16 protein-coding genes are annotated in these 19,012 nt (G+C 76.1%); 7 read left to right on the forward strand and 9 right to left on the reverse strand.

Features of this window, described 5'->3' with window-relative positions; genetic code table 11:
* The first annotated feature begins 2 nt into the window (after positions 1–2).
* Positions 3–1,280, forward strand: coding sequence for a YncE family protein (locus ABT093_RS20550; protein WP_350566206.1), 1,278 nt, complete (start codon positions 3–5; stop codon positions 1,278–1,280).
* A 23-nt stretch (positions 1,281–1,303) separates the two neighbouring features.
* On the opposite strand, the gene ABT093_RS20555 is transcribed toward ABT093_RS20550, so the two are convergent.
* The 3 genes from ABT093_RS20555 to ddaH all read right to left on the reverse strand — a co-directional run bounded on the left by ABT093_RS20555 (position 1,304) and on the right by ddaH (position 4,925).
* Positions 1,304–2,470, reverse strand: a complete 1,167-nt coding sequence (locus tag ABT093_RS20555) for an ARPP-2 domain-containing protein (protein WP_350566208.1) — start codon at positions 2,468–2,470, stop codon at positions 1,304–1,306.
* Positions 2,467–3,912, reverse strand: coding sequence for a hypothetical protein (locus ABT093_RS20560; RefSeq protein WP_350566210.1), 1,446 nt, complete (start codon positions 3,910–3,912; stop codon positions 2,467–2,469). The genes ABT093_RS20555 and ABT093_RS20560 overlap by 4 nt, the downstream gene beginning before the upstream one ends.
* A 194-nt stretch (positions 3,913–4,106) precedes the next feature.
* On the reverse strand, positions 4,107–4,925 hold the full coding sequence (gene ddaH / locus ABT093_RS20565; protein WP_350566212.1) for a dimethylargininase: 819 nt from the start codon (positions 4,923–4,925) through the stop codon (positions 4,107–4,109).
* A gap of 239 nt (positions 4,926–5,164) precedes the next feature.
* On the opposite strand from ddaH, the gene ABT093_RS20570 reads away from it, so the two are divergent.
* Positions 5,165–5,812 carry a class I SAM-dependent methyltransferase gene (locus ABT093_RS20570; protein ID WP_350566288.1) on the forward strand — a complete coding sequence of 216 codons (648 nt, stop codon included), beginning with the start codon at positions 5,165–5,167 and terminating at the stop codon, positions 5,810–5,812.
* Between the two features lie 15 nt (positions 5,813–5,827).
* Here ABT093_RS20570 and ABT093_RS20575 read toward each other — a convergent pair whose 3' ends face one another.
* A complete protein-coding gene (locus tag ABT093_RS20575) occupies positions 5,828–6,829 on the reverse strand; it encodes an aldo/keto reductase (protein ID WP_350566214.1) in 1,002 nt (333 codons plus the stop codon).
* A 201-nt stretch (positions 6,830–7,030) separates the two neighbouring features.
* Here ABT093_RS20575 and ABT093_RS20580 point away from each other — a divergent pair, with 201 nt between their 5' ends.
* Positions 7,031–7,549: a GNAT family N-acetyltransferase gene (locus ABT093_RS20580; RefSeq protein WP_350566216.1), complete on the forward strand. Its 519-nt coding sequence runs from the start codon at positions 7,031–7,033 to the stop codon at positions 7,547–7,549.
* A 5-nt stretch (positions 7,550–7,554) separates the two neighbouring features.
* Here ABT093_RS20580 and ABT093_RS20585 read toward each other — a convergent pair whose 3' ends face one another.
* The 5 genes from ABT093_RS20585 to ABT093_RS20605 all read right to left on the reverse strand — a co-directional run bounded on the left by ABT093_RS20585 (position 7,555) and on the right by ABT093_RS20605 (position 12,130).
* On the reverse strand, positions 7,555–8,637 hold the full coding sequence (locus ABT093_RS20585; RefSeq protein ID WP_350566217.1) for a hypothetical protein: 1,083 nt from the start codon (positions 8,635–8,637) through the stop codon (positions 7,555–7,557).
* Positions 8,638–8,646: 9 nt separating this feature from the next.
* Positions 8,647–9,129, reverse strand: a complete 483-nt coding sequence (locus ABT093_RS20590) for a DUF3291 domain-containing protein (protein WP_350566219.1) — start codon at positions 9,127–9,129, stop codon at positions 8,647–8,649.
* A 31-nt stretch (positions 9,130–9,160) separates the two neighbouring features.
* Positions 9,161–9,826: a helix-turn-helix transcriptional regulator gene (locus tag ABT093_RS20595; RefSeq protein ID WP_350566221.1), complete on the reverse strand. Its 666-nt coding sequence runs from the start codon at positions 9,824–9,826 to the stop codon at positions 9,161–9,163.
* 57 nt (positions 9,827–9,883) lie between these two features.
* A complete protein-coding gene (locus tag ABT093_RS20600) occupies positions 9,884–10,648 on the reverse strand; it encodes an SOS response-associated peptidase (RefSeq protein WP_350566223.1) in 765 nt (254 codons plus the stop codon).
* A 75-nt stretch (positions 10,649–10,723) separates the two neighbouring features.
* Complete coding sequence (locus ABT093_RS20605; RefSeq protein ID WP_350566225.1) at positions 10,724–12,130, reverse strand: FAD-dependent oxidoreductase; 1,407 nt, start codon at positions 12,128–12,130, stop codon at positions 10,724–10,726.
* 252 nt (positions 12,131–12,382) lie between these two features.
* Between ABT093_RS20605 and ABT093_RS20610 the strand changes: the two genes are divergently transcribed.
* The 4 genes from ABT093_RS20610 to ABT093_RS20625 all read left to right on the forward strand — a co-directional run bounded on the left by ABT093_RS20610 (position 12,383) and on the right by ABT093_RS20625 (position 18,851).
* Complete coding sequence (locus ABT093_RS20610; RefSeq protein ID WP_502884268.1) at positions 12,383–14,032, forward strand: acyclic terpene utilization AtuA family protein; 1,650 nt, start codon at positions 12,383–12,385, stop codon at positions 14,030–14,032.
* Positions 14,029–15,627, forward strand: a complete 1,599-nt coding sequence (locus ABT093_RS20615; RefSeq protein ID WP_350566228.1) for an acyl-CoA carboxylase subunit beta — start codon at positions 14,029–14,031, stop codon at positions 15,625–15,627. Before ABT093_RS20610 ends, ABT093_RS20615 begins: the two co-directional genes overlap by 4 nt.
* A 10-nt stretch (positions 15,628–15,637) precedes the next feature.
* Positions 15,638–17,566, forward strand: coding sequence for an ATP-binding protein (locus ABT093_RS20620; RefSeq protein WP_350566230.1), 1,929 nt, complete (start codon positions 15,638–15,640; stop codon positions 17,564–17,566).
* A gap of 112 nt (positions 17,567–17,678) precedes the next feature.
* Positions 17,679–18,851 (forward strand): acyl-CoA dehydrogenase family protein, encoded by a 1,173-nt coding sequence (locus ABT093_RS20625; RefSeq protein WP_350566232.1) that lies wholly within the window; start codon positions 17,679–17,681, stop codon positions 18,849–18,851.
* Positions 18,852–19,012: the final 161 nt, after the last annotated feature.

The following is a 19,012-nucleotide window of genomic DNA, read 5'->3' on the forward strand; positions in this document are numbered from 1 at the left end:
CGATGTTCCCGAAGTTCCTCCCGCGCCGTCGTCGCCCGCGGGCCCTGGCCGCCGCCGCGGCCGTGCTCGGCCTCGCCCTGCCGGGCTCCGCCGTGGCCGCCGACGGCCCCGGCACCCCGGCCGCTCCCGCCGCCCTGCGGGAGGTGATGTTCGTGGCCAACAACTGGGACGGCACCGCCGACGTCGTCACCGCCCGCGGCGACCTCGCCCGGATCGGCCGGATCGACGTCGTCCCCGACAAGGACCAGCGCCTCGCCGAGATCTACCTCAACCCCGTCAAGCTCGCCTACTTCCTCGGCGTCCGGCTCGGCCCCGGCGAGGGCCACGACCAGTTCGCCGACGACATGTACACCACCCCGGACGGCACCGCCGTGGTCGTCTCCCGCCCCAGCTTCGCCGACGTGGTCTCCCTCGACCTCGCCACCGGCCGGATCAACTGGCGCTTCCCGGTGGCCGGTTACCGCTCCGACCACATGGCGCTCTCGCCCGACGGCACCCGGGTCGCGGTCTCCGCCTCCACCGCGAACACGGTGCACGTGCTCGACATCGCCACCGGCCGCCCCATCGGCTCCTTCGCGACCGGCGACAAGCCCCACGAGAACCTCTTCACCGACGGCGGCCGGCGGATCTGGAACATGTCGATCGGCGAGGTCACCACCGCCCTCGACGCGCCCTGGCTGGACTGGACGAAGGGCGACCGGCGGATCACCGTCGCCGACGCCGACACCTTGCGCACCGTCCGGATCATCGACATGCGCGAGCGCCTCGACGCCTTCGGCCGCCCCGACCTCTCCGACGCGATCCGCCCGGCCGCCTTCACCCCGGACGGCTCGACGCTGTACTTCCAGGTCTCCTTCTTCAACGGCCTCGTGGAGTACGACGCCGCCGCCGACCGGATCACCCGGGTCGCCACCCTGCCCGGGAACCCGGCGACCAGCGAGGACCGCACCACCTGGGTCAACGACTCCCGCCACCACGGCCTGGCCATGAGCCCCGCCGGGGACCGGCTCTGCGTCGCGGGCACCATGGACGACTACGCCACCGTGGTCGACCGGGCCACCCTGCGGGAAGGCCCGCTGGTGCCCGTCGCCAAGCCCTACTGGGCGACGGTCAGCGGCGACGGCCGCTCCTGCGTCGTCTCCGAGAGCGGCGCCGACCGGGTCACCGCGATCGACTTCGCCACCGGGCAGCGCACCTCCTCCGTCGAGGTCGGCGACCACCCGCAGCGCGTCCGCCTCGGCCACGTCCCCGCCGACTGGACCGGGCCCGCCCGCTCCTGAGGGCGACCGGCAGGAAGACGCCCCTACCCGCGCGCCGCCCGGCGGTAGTGGTCCAGGACGTCCTGGCGCAGCAGTTCGCCGAAGCCGGCGCCCTCCAGGCGCAGCGCGAGCTGGGCCTCGGTGAGGTTCAGGGCGCCGGCGGCGGCGGGCAGGTGCCAGTCGTGGGCGGCGAGGCGGTCCAGCAGGTAGCCGCGGCGGACCTGCGCCTCGGAGAGGCGAAAGGTCTTCAGGTAGGCGATCCGCCCGTGCTCGTCGGTGATCGCCTCGCCGATGTGGTTCTCCCGGCGGGGCCGGAAGTCCGGGAGGAAACGGGAGAGGGTGAAGCGGTCCGTGCGGCGCACCACCCGGGCCCGGTAGTCGCTGTCCAGCAGGCCGCCGGCCATGGTGCCGTCGTGGAAGTCCGCCCAGGCGCGCTCCTGGTGGGCGACGGCGGCGCGCAGGTCGGCGGCCGAGCCGATCGGGCCGGCCGCGCGCAGGTCGGCGCGGAAGTCCGGGACGGGGGCGGACAGCGTGGCGTAGTGGTGGATCAGTTCGCCGTAGAGGTCCAGCAGCAGGGTGCGGTGCAGGGCGCGGTAGTCGTCGGGGTGCGGGACGGCGAAGGCCGCGGCGAGGGCGTCGGCGACGTACACCACCAGGCCGCACTGGCCGGGGTACAGCTCGAAGACCCGCAGCGCGTCGGCCAGGCCGCGGACCCGGTCACCGGCGTAGGCCTCCTCGGCACGCGGGGACAGGCCGTGGCGCAGCGCCCGCTCGGACCACTGCTCCCAGGCGAGGGACGGGCCGCCGAAGTGCAGCGCGAGGTAGCCGTCCAGCGCGAGGTGCAGCGGCAGGAAGCGCAGCCGGGTGCGGCCCTCGCGCTTGGCGAGGCGGCGCGGCACCCGGACCCGCACGCGCTCGGGCGGCGCCGCACCGGCGTCGGACGCGTCCAGCCGGGTGCCGTACGCGGCCGCCGGGGTGCCGTCGCGCGTCCAGTCGGCGACGAAGCCGTGCGGGACGTAGGAGCAGTAGTGGGCGCGGCGGCCGACCGGGACGGCGGCGTACTCCTCCTCGTACAGCTCCTGGCGCAGCCGCAGGTCGGCGATCGGCTCGGCGCGGACCAGCGGCACCAGGCGCACGCCGCCCCACACCTGGGCGGGCCGGGTGTCGAGGCCGGTGAGGTCCGGACGGAAGGCGGGCGGGGCGGTGCTCACCGGGCGGTCACCTCCGGGTCGGCGAGGAAGCGTGCGGTGCGGGCCGCCAGGTGCTCCGTCAGCTCCGCGAGGCCGGTGCGGCCCTCGGCGAAGCGGGCGAACTCGACCAGCGCCGGAAGGTCCTCGGCGTCGCGCAGCCCGGCGGTGGGCACCGTCGGGGCGAGCCGGCGGACGTCGAAGCCCTCCGCGTCGTAGACCGGGTTGAGGTGCACGATGCTGGTCCGGCGCTCCGGGTCCAGCCTGGTGCGCCACACCCGCAGCACCTCGGCGGCCAGGCCCGGCGGGGCGTTGTCCCAGCCGTCGGAGACGATCAGCAGGCGCTGCGGCGCGGTGTCGAGCGCGTCCAGGATCCGGCGGCCGAGCGGGGTCGGGCCGGACGGGCGGGCGAGCAGCGCGTCGCTGCGCCCGGAGGTCCACAGTGCGGTGTACTCGCCGGCCAGCGCCTCCAGCAGGAAGTGGCAGGCGAGCGCGGCGGCCAGCGGCCGGCGGCGTTTGACGCCCGAGCCGTACGCGGACCAGCTGTCGTCCAGCACCGCCGTGACCCGGCCCCAGCCGCCCTCGGCGGCCCCGGCCGCGCGGGCGGCCCGGCGCGCCGCGCCGCGCAGGGCGTCGGTCAGCTCCGCGCGGCGGGCGGTGCGGTCGGCGGGCGGCAGCGCGAGCACGTAGGAGGCGAGCCGGGTGAGCGGCATCCGCGCGAGGTCCGCGGCGACGGCGCCCGCGCCGTGCGCCCGGGCGGACTCCTGCAGGCGCAGCCGCTCCAGCGTGGTCAGCCGGGGCGCGATGCGCTCCAGGAAGGCGGCCCGCGGGATCCCGTGCCGCTGCGCGAAGGACTCCGCGACGGTGTAGGGGAGTTCGTAGACGGCGGCCTGCTGGTGGTGGGCGCGCCGCCAGGCGTCCAGCAGCGGCGCCCGGTACTTGGACCGCCGGCGCGGGGCGTACAGGAAGTCCCCGGTCTCCGCCTCGGCGGGCCGCAGGTGGGCGTGGCGCAGCGCCCGCTTGAACCCGGCGCGGTACTTGACGGCGTCGAGCGCCTGATCGGGGCGCGCGGCGAGCCAGTCGCGCAGGATCGCGCGGGTGCGGCGGTTGTTGACCCTGGCGCGGCGCAGCTCGCCGATCAGCCGGTAGACCCGCTGCGGGGGCAGCAGCTCCAGGCGGCGGGCGATCAGCCGGCCCTCGGTGCGCCGCTGCTCCTCGGTGGCCTCGCGGGAGGTCTCCAGCAGGTGCCGGACGATCAGGGCGGCGTTGTGGTCGTTGATGTCCAGGGCGAGCGCGGCGGCGTACGGGCCGCGGTAGTTGACGCGCATGTACGCGTGCAGGAAGTCCAGTGAGAGCTGCTGCTCGGCCGCCGCGCCGTGGAATTCGCGCTGGCCGGTGCCGGTGATCGCGGCGTTGACGAACAGCAGCACGTCCTCGGCGGCGACCAGGTCGCCGTACGTCTCCACCGCCCCGCCCTCCGGTCGCGTCCCGTCATGGAGTGATGCCGGCCGGGGAATGGGGGCGCGAACTGCGAATCATTGCGGTAGGGGCACGTTCCGGAAGTCGCACCGGAGTCCCGCGGCCGGCCGGACGACCCTAACACCGGGCGGCCGGGGAGCACATCCGGTTTCCCGGCGGGCGGCGCCGGGAAAGGGGCAGGTCAGGCGGGTGCGCCGCGCAGCTCCAGGGTGCAGCACTTCACACTGCCGCCCGCCTTGAGCAGCTCGGTGACGTCGATCCCGATCGGCTCGAAGCCCCGCGCGCGAAGCCGCGCCGCCAGCGCCACCGCCGCCTCCGGCAGGACCACCCGGCGGCCGTCCGAGACGGCGTTGAGGCCGAAGACGGCGGCGTCCTCGTCGGTGGCGAGCACGGCGTCGGGGTACAGCGCGGCGAGCGTGCTCCGGCTCTCCGGGGAGAACGCCGCCGGGTAGTACATGATCTCCTCCTCACCGAGCACCGCGAGCGCGGTGTCCAGGTGGTAGTAGCGCGGGTCGACCAGCTCCAGGGTCACCACCGGGCGGCCCAGCACCCGCTGCGCCTCCGCGTGCGCCCGGCGGTCGGTGCGAAAGCCCGTCCCGGCCAGGAGCCGCCCGCCGGCCAGGAGGTAGTCGCCCTCGCCCTCGTTGGTGAACCCGGCCTGCGCCACCGTGCGGTAGCCGCGCGAGCGGAACCACTCCAGGTACGCCGTGGCCTCGTCGGCGCGCTCGCGGTGCCGGAAGCGGGCCACCAGGGCGGTGCCGTCGACGACGGTGGCGCCGTTGGCGGCGAACACCATGTCGGGCAGGCCGGGCAGCGGCTCGATCAGCTCGACGGTGTGGCCCAGCTCCCGGAAAAGCGCGTACAGCTGCTCCCACTGGGCGACGGCGCGCTCGGCGTCGGTCGGCTTCGCCGGCTCCATCCACGGGTTGATCGAGTAGTCGACCGTGAAGTGGGTCGGACGGCACATCAGGTAGTGGCGCGGGCGGGCGGTACGGGACACGGGCGGTCGTCTTCCTTCCGGCGGGGTGGTGCGCAGGGGCGGTGGCGGCGCGGTGGCGCCGGCTGCCCCGAGCGTGCCGGGAGCGGCGATCGCGGACGTGGCCGTGACGTGCACGGACGTCGGACGGCGGCGGTCCAGCGGGGTTCGGCGGCGTTCGGCGCGTTCCGCGGCGCCCCGTCCGGCGCGCGGCACGAGGGCAGGAACGTGCCTGCGCCGGCGCCGCCCCGTGCCTGGGTGCACTGGCCCGGCACGGGAACGCCGTCGAGCCGGGCGAGGGGCGGACCACCGCCTACCTGGCGCAGTGCTGCGACCGCACGGTGGCCGTCGAGCCCAGTGCGGCGATGCGCGAGAAGCTCCGCCTGGCCTGCCCCGAGGCGCTGGTCCTGCCCGAGCCGGTGGACACGGCGCAGCCGCCGGGCCCGGCGGACCTGGTGCGCCTCTCGCACGTGCTGTCCTACGTGCCGCCGACGGACCGGCCGGGCACGGTGCGCCGGGTGCTGGACCGGGTGGCCCCCGGCGGGACGCTGCTGGTGGTGCCGCAGAACCCGGAGAGCCCCTGCATGCGGATGGCCGCGCACTTCACGCGCGTGCGCTACGACCTGCGGCCGCCGGCCGAGCAACTCTCCGCCCAGGACGCCGACCGGGCCGCCGCGCCGTGGACGTTCGCCCTCGAAGCCCTCGACCTGCACTACCGCACCGACCGGCTGGACGAGGCGGTGGACGTCGCCGAGTTCATGATCAACGTGGCCGACCTGGCCACCGTGGACCCGCTGCCCGAACGCGCGGAGCTGGCCTCCTCCGTCGAGCGCCACTTCACCCGGCCGGACGGCGGTTACGCCATCGGGCACACCCGGGACGTGCTGACGGTCCGCCGCGCCGCGCGCTGACGGGACCGGGCGCGGTCAGGCCCAGGGCAGCGCCGAGCGGGTGCGCCAGTACTCCTCGGCCGGCTCGGCCAGTTCCGCGAGGCAGGCCAGGTCGTCGGCGTCCAGGACGCGCCCGGCGGCCTCCAGGTTGGAGGCCAGCTGACCGGTGGTCGCCGCCCCGGAGAGCACCAGGTCCGCCCAGGGCCGCGCGGCGACGGCGGCCAGCGCCAGGGCGTCGCAGGACGCGCCGGTGCGGGCCGCGAGCGCGCGCAGCGCGGCGGTGTCCGGGCCGGTGGCGTTGCGGTCGGCGAGCCGGCCGTTGGCCATGCCCTCCTTGACCACCACCAGCCACCCGGCCTCGTAGGCCTCGGCGAGCGCCGGACCGGCGGAGGGCTCCAGCAGGTTCCAGGTGGACTGCACGGCGGTGAACAGCGGCCGCCCGTCGACCGTCACCGCCAGGGCCGCGCGCACCGCCGAGGCCTGCTCGGGGCCGCTGGTGGACAGGCCCACCCGCACGCCCTCGGCGGCCAGTGCGGCGAGCCGCCCGTGCAGCGCGGGGTCGGTGAGCGCGGGGCTGTCCGGGGTGACCGAGTGCACCAGGTAGATGTCCGGCAGCCCGCCGAGCAGCGCCCGGGTCTGCGCCACCTGGCGGTCGAACACCGTCGTCGAGTGCTCCTTGACCTCGTGCACCGGCACGCCGGTGGCCCGCCAGCCGGCGGTGTAGGTGTAGCCCCACTTGCTGCCGACCGTCACCTCGGCCGCCTGCCGCGGGTGGGCGGCGAGCCATTCGCCGAGGAACTCCTCCGCGCGCCCGTACGAGCGGGCGGTGTCGAAGTAGCGCACGCCGGCCGCGAAGGCGGCGTCGAGCAGGGCGTGGGTGCGCTCGCGCAGGGCGTCGACGGTGCGCTCGGCGGGCAGGTCGAGGTCGCGGCCGAGCGTGATGTAGCCCGGCCGCCCGACGGCCGCGGTGCCCAGGCCGAACCGCGCGATCGACGCTCCGGCGGTGTCGGGGGCCTCGGTGGCGGGGACGGTCGGCATGGCGGGGCTCCTTCGGCGGCACGGGCGGGGTGCGGACGGGGCGGTACGTGCGCCGCCCCTTCCCGCACCCTATCCACCGGGCCACCCCCTGACCTGCGCCGACGCCCGGTCGGCGGGCTGCGGGCGTGCTGTTCGGCGTCCCCCGGCGGTGGCCTATGCTCCTGAACCGCGGAATGATGATCGTCACGGGGAGGCGGGGCCATGAGCTACCGGATCGAACGGATCGGCCTGGAGGACTGGGAGCGGCTTCGGGAGGTGCGGCTCGCGCAGCTGCTCGACACGCCCATGGCCTTCCTGGAGACCCACGAGACGGCGCTCGCCCACGGCGAGGAGGAGTGGCAGGCCCGGGTCCGCCGGGTGAACGAGCCCGGAAGCGTCGGCCTGGTGGCCGTCACCGGGACGCCGGGGGAGTGGGTCGGCACGATGATCGGTCTCACCCCCGAGCCCGGTGCGGCGATGCTGGTCGGCGTCTGGGTCGCCCCGCAGCACCGCGGCCGCGGGCGCGGGGTGACGGACCTGCTGCTGGACGCCGTCGTCGCCTGGGCGCGCGACGAGGCCGGGGCGCGGCGCCTGGCGCTCACCGTGCACGAGGACAACGCCCGGGCCGCCGCCTTCTACCGCCGCCGCGGCTTCGACTTCACCGGTGCCACCAGGCCCTACCCCCTCGACCCGGCCGCCCGCGAACTGGAGATGGCCCTCCCGCTCGACCGATCCGCCTGACACGTTCACATCGGCGCCGCGCTCCAGCGCTCGAGCGTCCCGTTCGCGTCGTCGTACGTCAGCCAGGTGCCGTCCCCGAGCGGACGCGCGTAGCCGTCGACGGGGCGGCCGGGGTAGTCGACGCTCCCGCGTATCTCCAGGGTGCGGGCGTCCAGCAGCCAGTGCCGCCCGTCCGCCGGATCGTCGGCGCAGTCCAGGGTCGAGGCGAGGACGGTGTCGGCGTCGACGAAGCCGCAGTCGTGGTCCCAGCAGGGCGGGTCCTCGTCCTCGCCCTGCTCGGGCTCCCGCCGGGCGAGGACGCTGCCGTCCAGTGCGTGCAGCCGCAGGTCCGAGCCGCCGTGCTCGACCGTCAGGAACCCCGGGTGGCCCGGGTGGACGTCCGCCAGGATGCGGTCAAGGTCCTGGTTGACGCCCCAGCTGCCGAGGTCCGCGCCGTCCCGGCGGGCCCAGTGGAGCAGGACGCCGTCCTGGCCCATGCCGATGGCGAGGCCGATGTGCGCACCGTCCGGGTGGGAGAGCTGGTACGAGCCGGAGGCCTCGCTGTTCCGCAGTGGCAGACGGGCCGCCTCCCCGCCGTCCCGGGAGTCCAGGACGACCCAGTGCTCCCGGCGGTCCTGCGCCGCCGAGCCGGAGGCGACGTGCGCCCAGACCAGCCGGCCGTCGTCGGAGACCAGGCAGGAGCCGTGTTCCCAGCCGGCGCAGACCTCCTGCGCGTCGCCGGTGTGGGGGTGGCCGGACGGGTGTCCCCAGCAGGCGTGCGGGTACTCCCACAGCGTCGTCCCGTCCCGCGCCACCGCCCGCACGGCGCGCTGGCCCGCGAACACCGCGAACTCCCCGTCGGGGCTCACCGACTGGCCGCCGTGCCGCCAGCCGGGCCAGGGCAGCGGGAAGACGGCGGCCGGCGCGCGCTCCCCGGCGAACAGCTCGTCCAGCTCGTGGACCGCCAGCTCGCCCTCCTGCCGCAGGAGCGCGCGGCGCGAGCCGTCCCCCCGGCGTTCGAGCGCGGGGCCGCTGATCAGTGCGGCGCCGCCCGGCAGCTTCACCGAGTCGCGCAGGTGTGCCGTGATCGACATCGCGGTGATCGACATGCGCCGACCCTAGCGGGCGGCACCGACAACGGCCCCGTCCGCCGGGTACGCCGAGGCGAAGGTGAACGCGCGCGGGGAGGGCCCGTTCGCCCGCAGGTCCGCCAGCCGCTCCAGCGCCTCCTCCACGCCCGGCCGGTGCCCGGCGGGCACCCACCAGAGCACCAGGTGCGCCTGGACGTGCCGTTCGAACCACTCGCGGCGCCGGCGCACCACGTCCAGGTGGCCGCTGCGGTAGGTGAAGTCCCACAGGGCTTCCGGGCTCTGCCACACCGACAGGTTGACGATGACGTTCTCGCCGGCCGGGCGCAGCCCGGTGGCGTCGGCGGCCCCGTCCTCGACGAGCCGCCAGACGAAGCCGGGGGCGGCCTCGGCGGCGGCGTTGACCGGGTCCAGCTGTTCGACGAAGGGGGCGATCCGCGGGTCGTCGATCGGGTGGCTGAGCGTGGCGACGTTGAGCTGGGCCAGGTGGGCGGCGGGCGTGGGTGAGGTCATGCCCCATCCCAGCACGGCCCCGTTTTCTATGTCAATCTCCATTGTTTTTAGAAGCCTCGACCACCACGCAGCACTCCCCGGGCCGGGGGTCCATCCGGGCGCGCAGCGGGCCGCCGGCGCCGAGCAGGCCCTCCAGCAGGGCGAGGTTCATGCCGCAGACCAGCGGCGGGAAGTGTTCGGCGACGGCGTGGAACGGGCAGTTGCGCATCCGGACGACCGGCCCCGCGGCGTCCTGCGCCGGGTACGGCTCGTACCCCCGGGCGGCCAGCAGTTCCACCGCCTCGCCCAGGCCGCCGCAGGGCGCCGCCGCTTGGCGCAGGGCCTCGCCCCGGCGGCGCGCGGCCGCGCACAGCCCGGCGTCCAGCCCGGCCTCCTCGGCGGCCTCGGCGAGCAGTTCGGCGGCGGTGCGGTAGTCGCGGGCGGGCAGCGACACCGACCGCTCCGCCCGCGCCCGGGTGTACACCTTGGCCGGGCGGCCCGCCCCCGGCCCCGAACGGCCCGTCAGCCGCCGGCTGCCGGTCTCCAGCAGCCCGGCCTCGGCCAGCCGGTCCAGGTGGTGCGCGGCGAGCGTGCGCGCCACCCCGGTCGCCTCGGCGGCCTCGTTGCGGCCGACCTCGCGGCCCTGGGCCGCCACGTACTCGTACAGGCGGCGGCGCACCGGATCCTGCAGCGCCGCGATCGCGTCGATGTCCTCCATCCGGCCAGTCTAAGAACAACGCGGATGCGCCATAGAGGGTCGGTGGCGGGCGGCGGCTCAGGTGTAGTGGCCCCCGGTGACCTCCGGCAGCGGGTCCTCGACCGGGTCCAGCAGCCGCGGGCCGTCGTTGCGGACGCTGTTGACCGTCGTGGCCACCGGCCGCACCGTCAGCTCGCCGGCCGGGGCGTGCAGCAGGTCGCGCACCTCGCCGGGGTCGCTCGCGGTGGGGTCCAGCCAGGCGTCCACGGCGTCGGCGGCGAGGGTGACCGGCATCCGGTCGTGGATCCGGCCCGCCGCGTCGGTCGCCTCGGTGGTCAGCACGGTGCAGGTGACCAGCCAGGCGGCCGGGTCGTCGTCGTGCTCCACCGCGCGGTCGCGCCAGAACTCGTACAGCCCCGCCATCAGCAGCAGGCCGCCGTCGGGCCGGTGCAGGTAGTACGGCTGCTTGTAGGCCTTGCGCCCCTCGGCCGCCGGGACCGGCCGCCACTCGAAGTACCCGTCCGCGGGCACCACGCAGCGCCGCTCCTTGAACGCCTTGCGGAACGCGGGCTTCTCGTGCGCCGTCTCCACCCGCGCGTTGATCATCCGCGCCCCGGAGCCCGGGTCCTTGGACCAGGACGGCACCAGTCCCCACCGCAGCGACCGCACCTGCCGGGTGAGCTCCCCGGTCTCCCGGTCGACCCGCTCCAGCACGCTCGCCACCCGGTCCGTCGGCGCCACGTTCCAGGACGGCGCCAGCGCCTCCGTCGCGGGCCACACGGAGGCGCGCAGCAGGTCCGCCAGATCGGACGGCGTGGTGGTGGAGACGAAGCGACCGCACATGCGCCCCATCCTGCCCCCGCACCCCACCGCCCGTCACGCGCACCGCCGGATCCGGCGGCCCGCGCCCGCCGACCCTCAGCCGCGGGCCAGGGCGGCGGGGCGGTCGCTCGGGTCCGCGACGAGGGCCTCCCACCGGGCCCGGGTCGGGCCGTCGTGGGCCGGGGCGAAGTCCGGGCGGGCGGCGAGCCAGGCGGTGAGGCGGCGGTCGACCTCCTCGGTGCCGAAGGCCTCGCCGGGGGTGCGCAGGAGGTGGCGGACCTGGGCGCGGGCGCGCATGACGACGGGGTCGTCGAAGGCGCAGGCGGCGAGGGCGGCGGCGCGGCGGTCCGGGGGCGGCGGGTTCTCGGTGAGGCGCTGCTCGTTGGCGCGGTCGGCGGCCACCTGGGCGTCGAACCACGGGCGGAGGGTCCCGGCCGCCCAGACGTGGTACCGGGTGGGGTCCGCGACGATCCGGTCGGCCCGGGTGGCGAGGTACCGGGCGGCGCACAGGCCGAACGAAACGCCGTGGCCCGAGGTGGGGTTGGTGTGGACGAGGCTGTCGCCGGTGTTGACCAGGCCGGTGACGACCGGTCCGTCCGCGTCCGCGAGGGCGGTCCAGCGGTTGTCCAGACCCGCCATCGCCAGGACGGCCGACTGCGGTTCGGGGTCCAGGGCGAGCCAGGCGGCGGTGGCGGGGAAGCTGCGGGCGACGGCCTCGAACACGGTGGGGTCGGCGAGCGCGCCCCGGCTCGGGTCGCCGGTGGAGAGCATCAGGTTCACCGCGACGGTGTCGTTGTCGGACGGGAAGACGCCGGCGAGCGCGAACGGCGAGGAGGAGCCGGGCTTCACCCGCCCGGGGTCGCGCGGGCCGTCGGGCCGCAGGCGGTACCAGCGGCACAGGTAGGCGAGCCCGGTGCGGTGGCTCTCGACGACGGGCGGGCGGCAGCCGGCCGCGACCAGCCAGCCGGGCACCGGCGAGCGGCGGCCGGAGGCGTCGACGACGAGGTCCGCCCGGTGCGTGCGCCCGTCCGCCCGCAGGCCGGTGACCCGGGGCGGGCGGCCCTCCTCGAAGGTGAGGGCGTGCACCCGCCGGCCGCGCCGCACCTCGACGCCGGGCTCCCGCCGGACCGCCGCGGCCAGGGCGGCCTCCAGCACGATGCGGCGGGTGCGCAGCGTCACCAGGTCCTCGTCGCCGGCCCGGCGCGGCGGATGCTCGCCGAACCAGTCGAAGTCGTGGTGCTCCCGGGCCCCGCGGGCCAGCAGATCCGCGTGGACGTCGGGGAGTTCGGCCCGCAGGACGCTGCGCGCGAGCGCGAGGAAGGAGTGCGGCTGGACGGCCTGCGGCACGCGGGGCCGGTCCCAGTCGAAGAAGTCCCGGTGCAGGTCGGCCCCGGCCTCCCGCACCTCCTGCTCGAACACCGTGACCGCGTGGCCCCGCCGCCCGAGCATGAGCGCCGCCCCCAGCCCGCTGATGCCCCCGCCTATCACCGCAACCCGCGCCACAAGCTCTCCTTCGCGTCGTGTTGCGAAACGATCTTACCGCTCGACGATCTTCGGTCGATCGCCCCGCCCGAGAAACAAGCACGCGTGATTGCTTTTTCTCTCACAGGGTGTCAGTCTGCTCACCGTCGGCGAACGTTGGGCCAGCCTCCGGGGGTGGGCGTGTACGGGGAGTCTCAGGCGCGGACGGCGGGCGGTGGGCCGGTGCTGCGGGTCGGGAACGCGTCGGGGTTCTACGGGGACCGCTTCTCGGCGATGCGGGAGATGCTCACCGGCGGGCCGCTGGACGTGCTCACCGGGGACTACCTGGCCGAGCTGACCATGCTCATCCTGGCGCGGGACCGGCTGAGGGACCCCTCGCTCGGGTACGCCAGGACGTTCCTGCGCCAGGCGGAGGAGTGCCTCGGCCTGGCGCTGGAGTGCGGGGTGCGGATCGTGGTCAACGCCGGCGGCCTCAACCCGGCCCGACTCGCCGACGCGGTGCGGGAGTTGGCGAAGAGCCAGGGGCTGGACGCGGCGGTCGGGCACGTCGAGGGCGACGACCTGCTGCCGCGCCGGGAGGAACTCGGCCTGCCAGGGGGGCTGTTGGCCGCCAACGCCTACCTGGGGGCGTTCGGCGTCGCGGAGTGCCTGCGGGCCGGCGCGGACGTGGTGGTCACCGGGCGGATCACCGACGCGGCGCTGGTGGCGGGGCCGGCGATCGCCCGCTTCGGCTGGGGCCCGGGGGATCTGGACGCGCTCGCGGGCGCCGTGGTGGCGGGGCACGTCCTGGAGTGCGGGGCGCAGGCCACCGGCGGCAACTACGCCTTCTTCCGCGAGCACGACGTCACCCGGCCGGGCTTCCCGCTGGCCGAACTGCGCGCGGACGGCTCCAGCGTGATCACCAAGCACCCGGGGACCGGCGGCGCCGTCACCGTCGGCACCGTCACCGCCCAACTCCTCTACGAGACCGGCGGACCGCGCTACCCGGGGCCGGACGTGACGGCCCGCCTGGACACCGTCCGGCTCACGGAGGAGGGGCCGGACCGGGTGCGGATCGACGGGGTGCGCGGCGAGGCGCCGCCGGCCACCCTCAAGGCCGGGCTGAACCGGCTCGGCGGCCACCGCAACGAGGTGGTGTTCGTGCTCACCGGCCTCGACATCGAGGCGAAGGCCGCCCTGGTGCGGCGGCAGTTCGAGGACGCCCTGCCCGCGCACCGCGGGCCCGCCGAACTGCGCTGGACCCTCGCCCGCACCGACCACGCCGACGCCGCCACCGAGGAGGCCGCCTCCGCGCTGCTGCGGCTCACCGCGCGGGACCGCGACCCCGACCGGGTCGGCCGTGAACTCGGCCGGGTCGCCGTGGAGCTGGGCCTGGCCGGGTACCCGGGCTTCCACCTCACCGCGCCGCCGGGGCCGGGCACGCCGTACGGGGTGTTCGAGGCCGTTTCCGTGGACGCGGCGGCCGTCGAGCACACCGCCGTGCTGCCCGACGGCCGCCGGGTGACCGTCCCGCCCGCCCCTGCCACCGCGCCCGCCCCTGCCACCGCACCGCAACCGGAGCCCGTCGACGAGGCCCCCGTCCCCGGCGGCCCCACCCGCCGCGCCCCGCTCGGCCTGGTGGCCGGCGCCCGCAGCGGCGACAAGGGCGGCGACGCCAACCTCGGCGTCTGGGCCCGCGACGAGCCCGCCCGGCGCTGGCTCACCCACACCCTCACCACCGACCTGCTGCGCGAACTCCTCCCGGAGGTGGCGGAGCTGCCGATCACCCGGCACGTCCTGCCGAACCTCCGCGCGGTCAACTTCACCATCACCGGCCTGCTCGGCGAGGGCGTCGCCGCCCAGCACCGCTTCGACCCGCAGGCCAAGGCGCTGGGGGAGTGGCTGCGCTCGCGCCACCTCGACATCCCGGAGGCCCTGCTGTGACCGTCCTGCCCACCCGCCTCGACCCCGGCGGCGCCGAGTACACCGCCCACCGGGAGGCGATGCTCGCCAAGCTCGCCGACCTGGACGCCGAGCACGCCAAGGCGCTGGCCGGCGGCGGCCCCGCCTACGTCGAGCGCCACCGCGGCCGCGGCAAGCTGCTCGCCCGGGAACGGATCGAGCTGCTGGTCGACGAGGACTCGCCGTTCCTGGAGCTCTCCCCGCTCGCCGCCTGGGGCAGCGAGTACCCGGTCGGCGCCGCGCTGGTCACCGGCATCGGCACGGTCGAGGGCGTCGAGTGCGTGATCACCGCCAACGACCCGACCGTGCGCGGCGGCGCGTCCAACCCGTGGACCCTGCGCAAGGCCCTGCGCGCCCACGAGATCGCCCTGGCCAACCGCCTCCCGCTGGTCAACCTGGTCGAGTCCGGCGGCGCCGACCTGCCCAGCCAGAAGGAGATCTTCATCCCCGGCGGCGCGCTGTTCCGCGACCTCACCCGGCTGTCCGCCGCCGGGATCCCCACCGTCGCCGTGGTGTTCGGCAACTCCACGGCCGGCGGCGCCTACGTGCCCGGCATGTCCGACCACACCGTGATGGTCGCCGGACGGGCCAAGGTGTTCCTGGGCGGCCCGCCGCTGGTGCGGATGGCCACCGGCGAGGAGTCCGACGACGAGTCGCTCGGCGGCGCCGAGATGCACGCCCGGGTCTCCGGCCTGGCCGACCACTTCGCGCTGGACGAGCCGGACGCGCTGCGCCTGGCCCGCCGGATCGTCGCCCGCCTGGACCACCGCAAGCCGGGGCCGGGCCCGGACCTCGGCGCCGAGCCGCCGGAGTACGACGAGGAGGAACTGCTCGGCATCGTCCCCGGCGACCTCAAGGTGCCCTTCGACCCGCGCGAGGTGATCGCCCGGATCGTCGACGCCTCCGACTTCGACGAGTTCAAACCCCGCTACGGCGCCAGCCTCGCCACCGGCTGGGCCCGGCTGCACGGCTACCCGGTCGGCATCCTGGCCAACGCGCAGGGCGTGCTGTTCAGCCAGGAGTCCCAGAAGGCCGCCCAGTTCATCCAGCTCGCCAACCAGCGGTCGGTCCCGCTGCTATTCCTGCACAACACCACCGGCTACATGGTCGGCCGGGACTACGAGCAGGGCGGCATCGTCAAGCACGGCGCGATGATGATCAACGCCGTCGCCAACTCCACCGTCCCGCACCTGTCGGTGCTGATGGGCGCCTCCTACGGCGCCGGCCACTACGGCATGTGCGGGCGCGCCTACGAGCCGCGCTTCCTGTTCGCCTGGCCGAGCGCCAAGTCGGCCGTGATGGGCCCGCAGCAGCTCGCCGGGGTGCTGTCCATCGTCGCCCGGCAGTCCGCCGCCGCCAAGGGACGGCCGTACGACGAGGAGGCGGACGCGGCGGTGCGGGCCATGGTGGAGCAGCAGATCGAGGCGGAGTCGCTGCCGGCCTTCCTCTCCGGGCGGCTCTACGACGACGGGGTGATCGACCCGCGCGACACCCGCACCGTGCTCGGGCTCTGCCTGTCCGCGATCCACAACGCGCCGGTCGCGGGCGCCACCGGCTACGGCGTCTTCCGGATGTAGGGGGAACCACGTGATCACCAACCTGCTGGTCGCCAACCGGGGCGAGATCGCCCGCCGGATCTTCCGCACCTGCCGCGGCCTCGGCATCGCCACCACCGCCGTGTACGCGGACCCGGACGCCGACGCGCCGCACGTGCGCGAGGCGGACACCGCCGTGCGGCTGCCCGGCGCCGCGCCCGCCGACACCTACCTGCGCGGCGCGCTGATCGTCGAGGCCGCGCTGGCCGCCGGTGCCGACGCCGTCCACCCGGGCTACGGCTTCCTCTCCGAGGACGCCGCCTTCGCCCGCGCCGTGCGGGCGGCCGGGCTGCGGTGGGTCGGCCCGGAGCCGGAGGCGATCGAGGCGATGGGCTCCAAGACCGCCGCCAAACGCCTGATGGCCGCGGCCGGGGTGCCCGTCCTGGACGCGCTGGACGCGCCCACCGCGGCCGACCTGCCGCTGCTGGTCAAGGCGGCGGCCGGCGGGGGAGGGCGCGGCATGCGCGTGGTGCGCGACCTCGCCGACCTGCCGGCCGCACTCGCCGCCGCCCGCGCCGAGGCGGCGAAGGCCTTCGGCTCCGGCGAGGTGTTCTGCGAGCGCTACCTGCCCACCGGCCGGCACGTCGAGGTGCAGCTGCTCGCGGACGCGCACGGCACGGTCTGGGCGGTCGGCGACCGGGACTGCTCGCTCCAGCGGCGCCACCAGAAGGTCGTCGAGGAGGCGCCCGCGCCCGGACTCGACCCGGCGGTGCGCGCCGCCCTGCACGAGGCCGCGGTGACCGCCGCCAAGGCGATCGGCTACACCGGCGCCGGCACGGCCGAGTTCCTGCTCGGACCGGACGGCCGCTGCTGGTTCCTGGAGATGAACACCCGGCTGCAGGTCGAGCACCCCGTCACCGAGGCGGTCACCGGCCTGGACCTGGTCGCCCTGCAGCTCGCCGTCGCCGAGGGGCAGGCCCTGCCCGGCCCCGCCGCCCCGCCGGTCACCGGCCACGCGATCGAGGCCCGGCTCTACGCCGAGGACCCGGCGCACGACTGGCGGCCCGCCACCGGCACCCTGCACCGGCTCGAACTCACCGTCCCGCACGAGGAGTTCACCGGCCGGGGGGTGCGCCTGGACTCCGGCGTCGCGGACGGCTGCGCGATCACCCCGCACTACGACGCGATGCTCGCCAAGGTGATCGCCTGGGCACCGACCCGGGCCGCCGCCGCCCGGCGGCTGGCCGACGCGCTCGCCCGCGCCCGGATCCACGGGCCCGCCACCGACCGGGAGCTGCTGGTCCGTGCCCTGCGCCACCCGGCGTTCCTCGCCGGCTGGCTGCACACCGGCTTCCTGGCCGAGCACGCCGACGCCCTCACCGCCCCGGACCGGGACGGGGCCGGGCGCGCCGCCCTGGCGGCCGCCCTCGCCGACGCCGCCGCCCGCCGCGGCGCGCTGCCCTCCGGCTGGCGCAACCTGCCCTCCCAGCCGCAGCTCAAGCGCTTCCGGTCGGACGACGGGACCGAGCACGAGGTCCGCTACCGGCTCACCCGCACCGGCCTGCGGGCCGAGGGCCACCCGGACACCGAACTGGTCGAGGCCGCGCCCGGGCTGGTGGTGCTGCGCGAGGGCGGACTGCGGCGCGCCTACCGCGTCGCCCGCTACGGGAACCGGGTGCACGTCGACACCCCGGCCGGCGCCACCGCGCTCACCGCCCTGCCGCGCTTCCCGGAGGCCCGGGTGAGCGCCGACCCCGGCGCGCTGCTCGCCCCCATGCCCGGCACCGTCGTACGGACCACCGCCGCCGTCGGCGACACCGTCACCGCCGGCCGGCCGCTGCTGGTGCTGGAGGCGATGAAGATGGAGCACCGCATCACCGCCCCCGCCGACGGCGTCCTCGTCGAACTCCGCGCCACCCCGGGCCAGCAGGTCGAGACGGGCGCCCTGCTCGCCGTCGTGAAGTCCCCCGAGGACGCCTGACGCCGCCCGACGAGGCCCGACGTCCCGCGAAGAAACCCGACGCCGCCCGACGAGGCCCGACGTCCCCCGAAAGGTCCCAACACCCCCGAAGAGGTCTGAGGAAGGACCGCGCATGTCCGCCATCGGCAGCCAGCTCCTCGAAACCCCCGAACGCCGCGCCCTGCGCGACGCCGTCGCCGCCCTCGGCGCCCGCTACGGCTCCGCCTACTACCTCGCCAGGGCCCGGGCCGGCGAGCCCGCCGACGAGCTCTGGGCCGAGGCCGGCAAGGCCGGCTACCTCGGCGTCAACCTCCCCGCCGAGTACGGCGGGGGCGGCGGCGGGATCGCCGACCTCGCGATCGTGCTGGAGGAACTCGGCACCGCCGGCTGCCCGCTGCTCCTGCTGATCGTCTCCCCGGCGATCTGCGGCACCGTCATCGCCCGCTACGGCACCGAGGAGCAGAAGCGCCACTGGCTGCCCGGCCTCGCCGACGGCAGCCGCCGGATGGCCTTCGGCATCACCGAACCGGACGCCGGCTCCAACTCCCACCGCATCTCCACCGTCGCCCGCCGCGACGGCGCGGACTGGCTGCTGACCGGCCGCAAGGTGTTCGTCTCCGGCATCGACCACTGCGACGCCGTGCTGTTCGTCGCCCGCACCGAGGACGCCCGCACCGGGAAGCTGAAGCCCGCGCTGTTCGTCGTCCCGCGCGACACGCCCGGCTTCGAGTTCCGCCCGATCCCGATGGAACTCGTCGCCCCCGAGAAGCAGTTCCAGGTCTTCCTGGACGACGTCCGGCTGCCCGCCGACGCGCTGGTCGGCGACGAGAACGCCGGACTGCTCCAGCTGTTCGCCGGCCTCAACCCCGAGCGGATCATGACCGCCGCGTTCTCCCTGGGCCTGGCCCGCCAGGCGCTCGGCAAGGCGGTGGAGTACGCGCGCACCCGCACCGTCTGGTCCACCCCGATCGGCGCCCACCAGGGCCTCGCGCACCCGCTCGCCCGGTGCGCGGTGGAGGTCGAACTCGCCCGGCTGATGACCCAGAAGGCCGCCCTGCTGTACGACGCGGGCGAGGACGCCGCGGCGGGGGAGGCGGCCAACATGGCCAAGTACGCGGCGGGGGAGGCCGCCGCCCGCACCGTCGACCAGGCCGTGCAGACCCTGGGCGGCAACGGCCTCACCCAGGAGTACGGGCTCGCCGCGCTGCTCGCCGCCACCCGGGTCGGCCGGGTCGCCCCGGTCAGCCGCGAGATGGTCCTCAACTACGTGGCCCAGCACACCCTCGGCCTGCCGAAGTCCTACTGAGCCGCCGGGCCCGAACCGGCCGGCGGGGCGGCCGGGCCACCGGGTCGGCGGGCCCGCGGCCGGCTCTCGAACGGATCGTCGCACCATCGTTCTGACATCTGACCGGAGCCCCCGGCCGGGCACCCCGCCGACCCGTCCCCACCTCGACATTCGCCGTACTG

It is taken from the genome of Kitasatospora sp. NPDC002551 (assembly GCF_040296005.1).
Lineage (GTDB): Bacteria > Actinomycetota > Actinomycetes > Streptomycetales > Streptomycetaceae > Kitasatospora.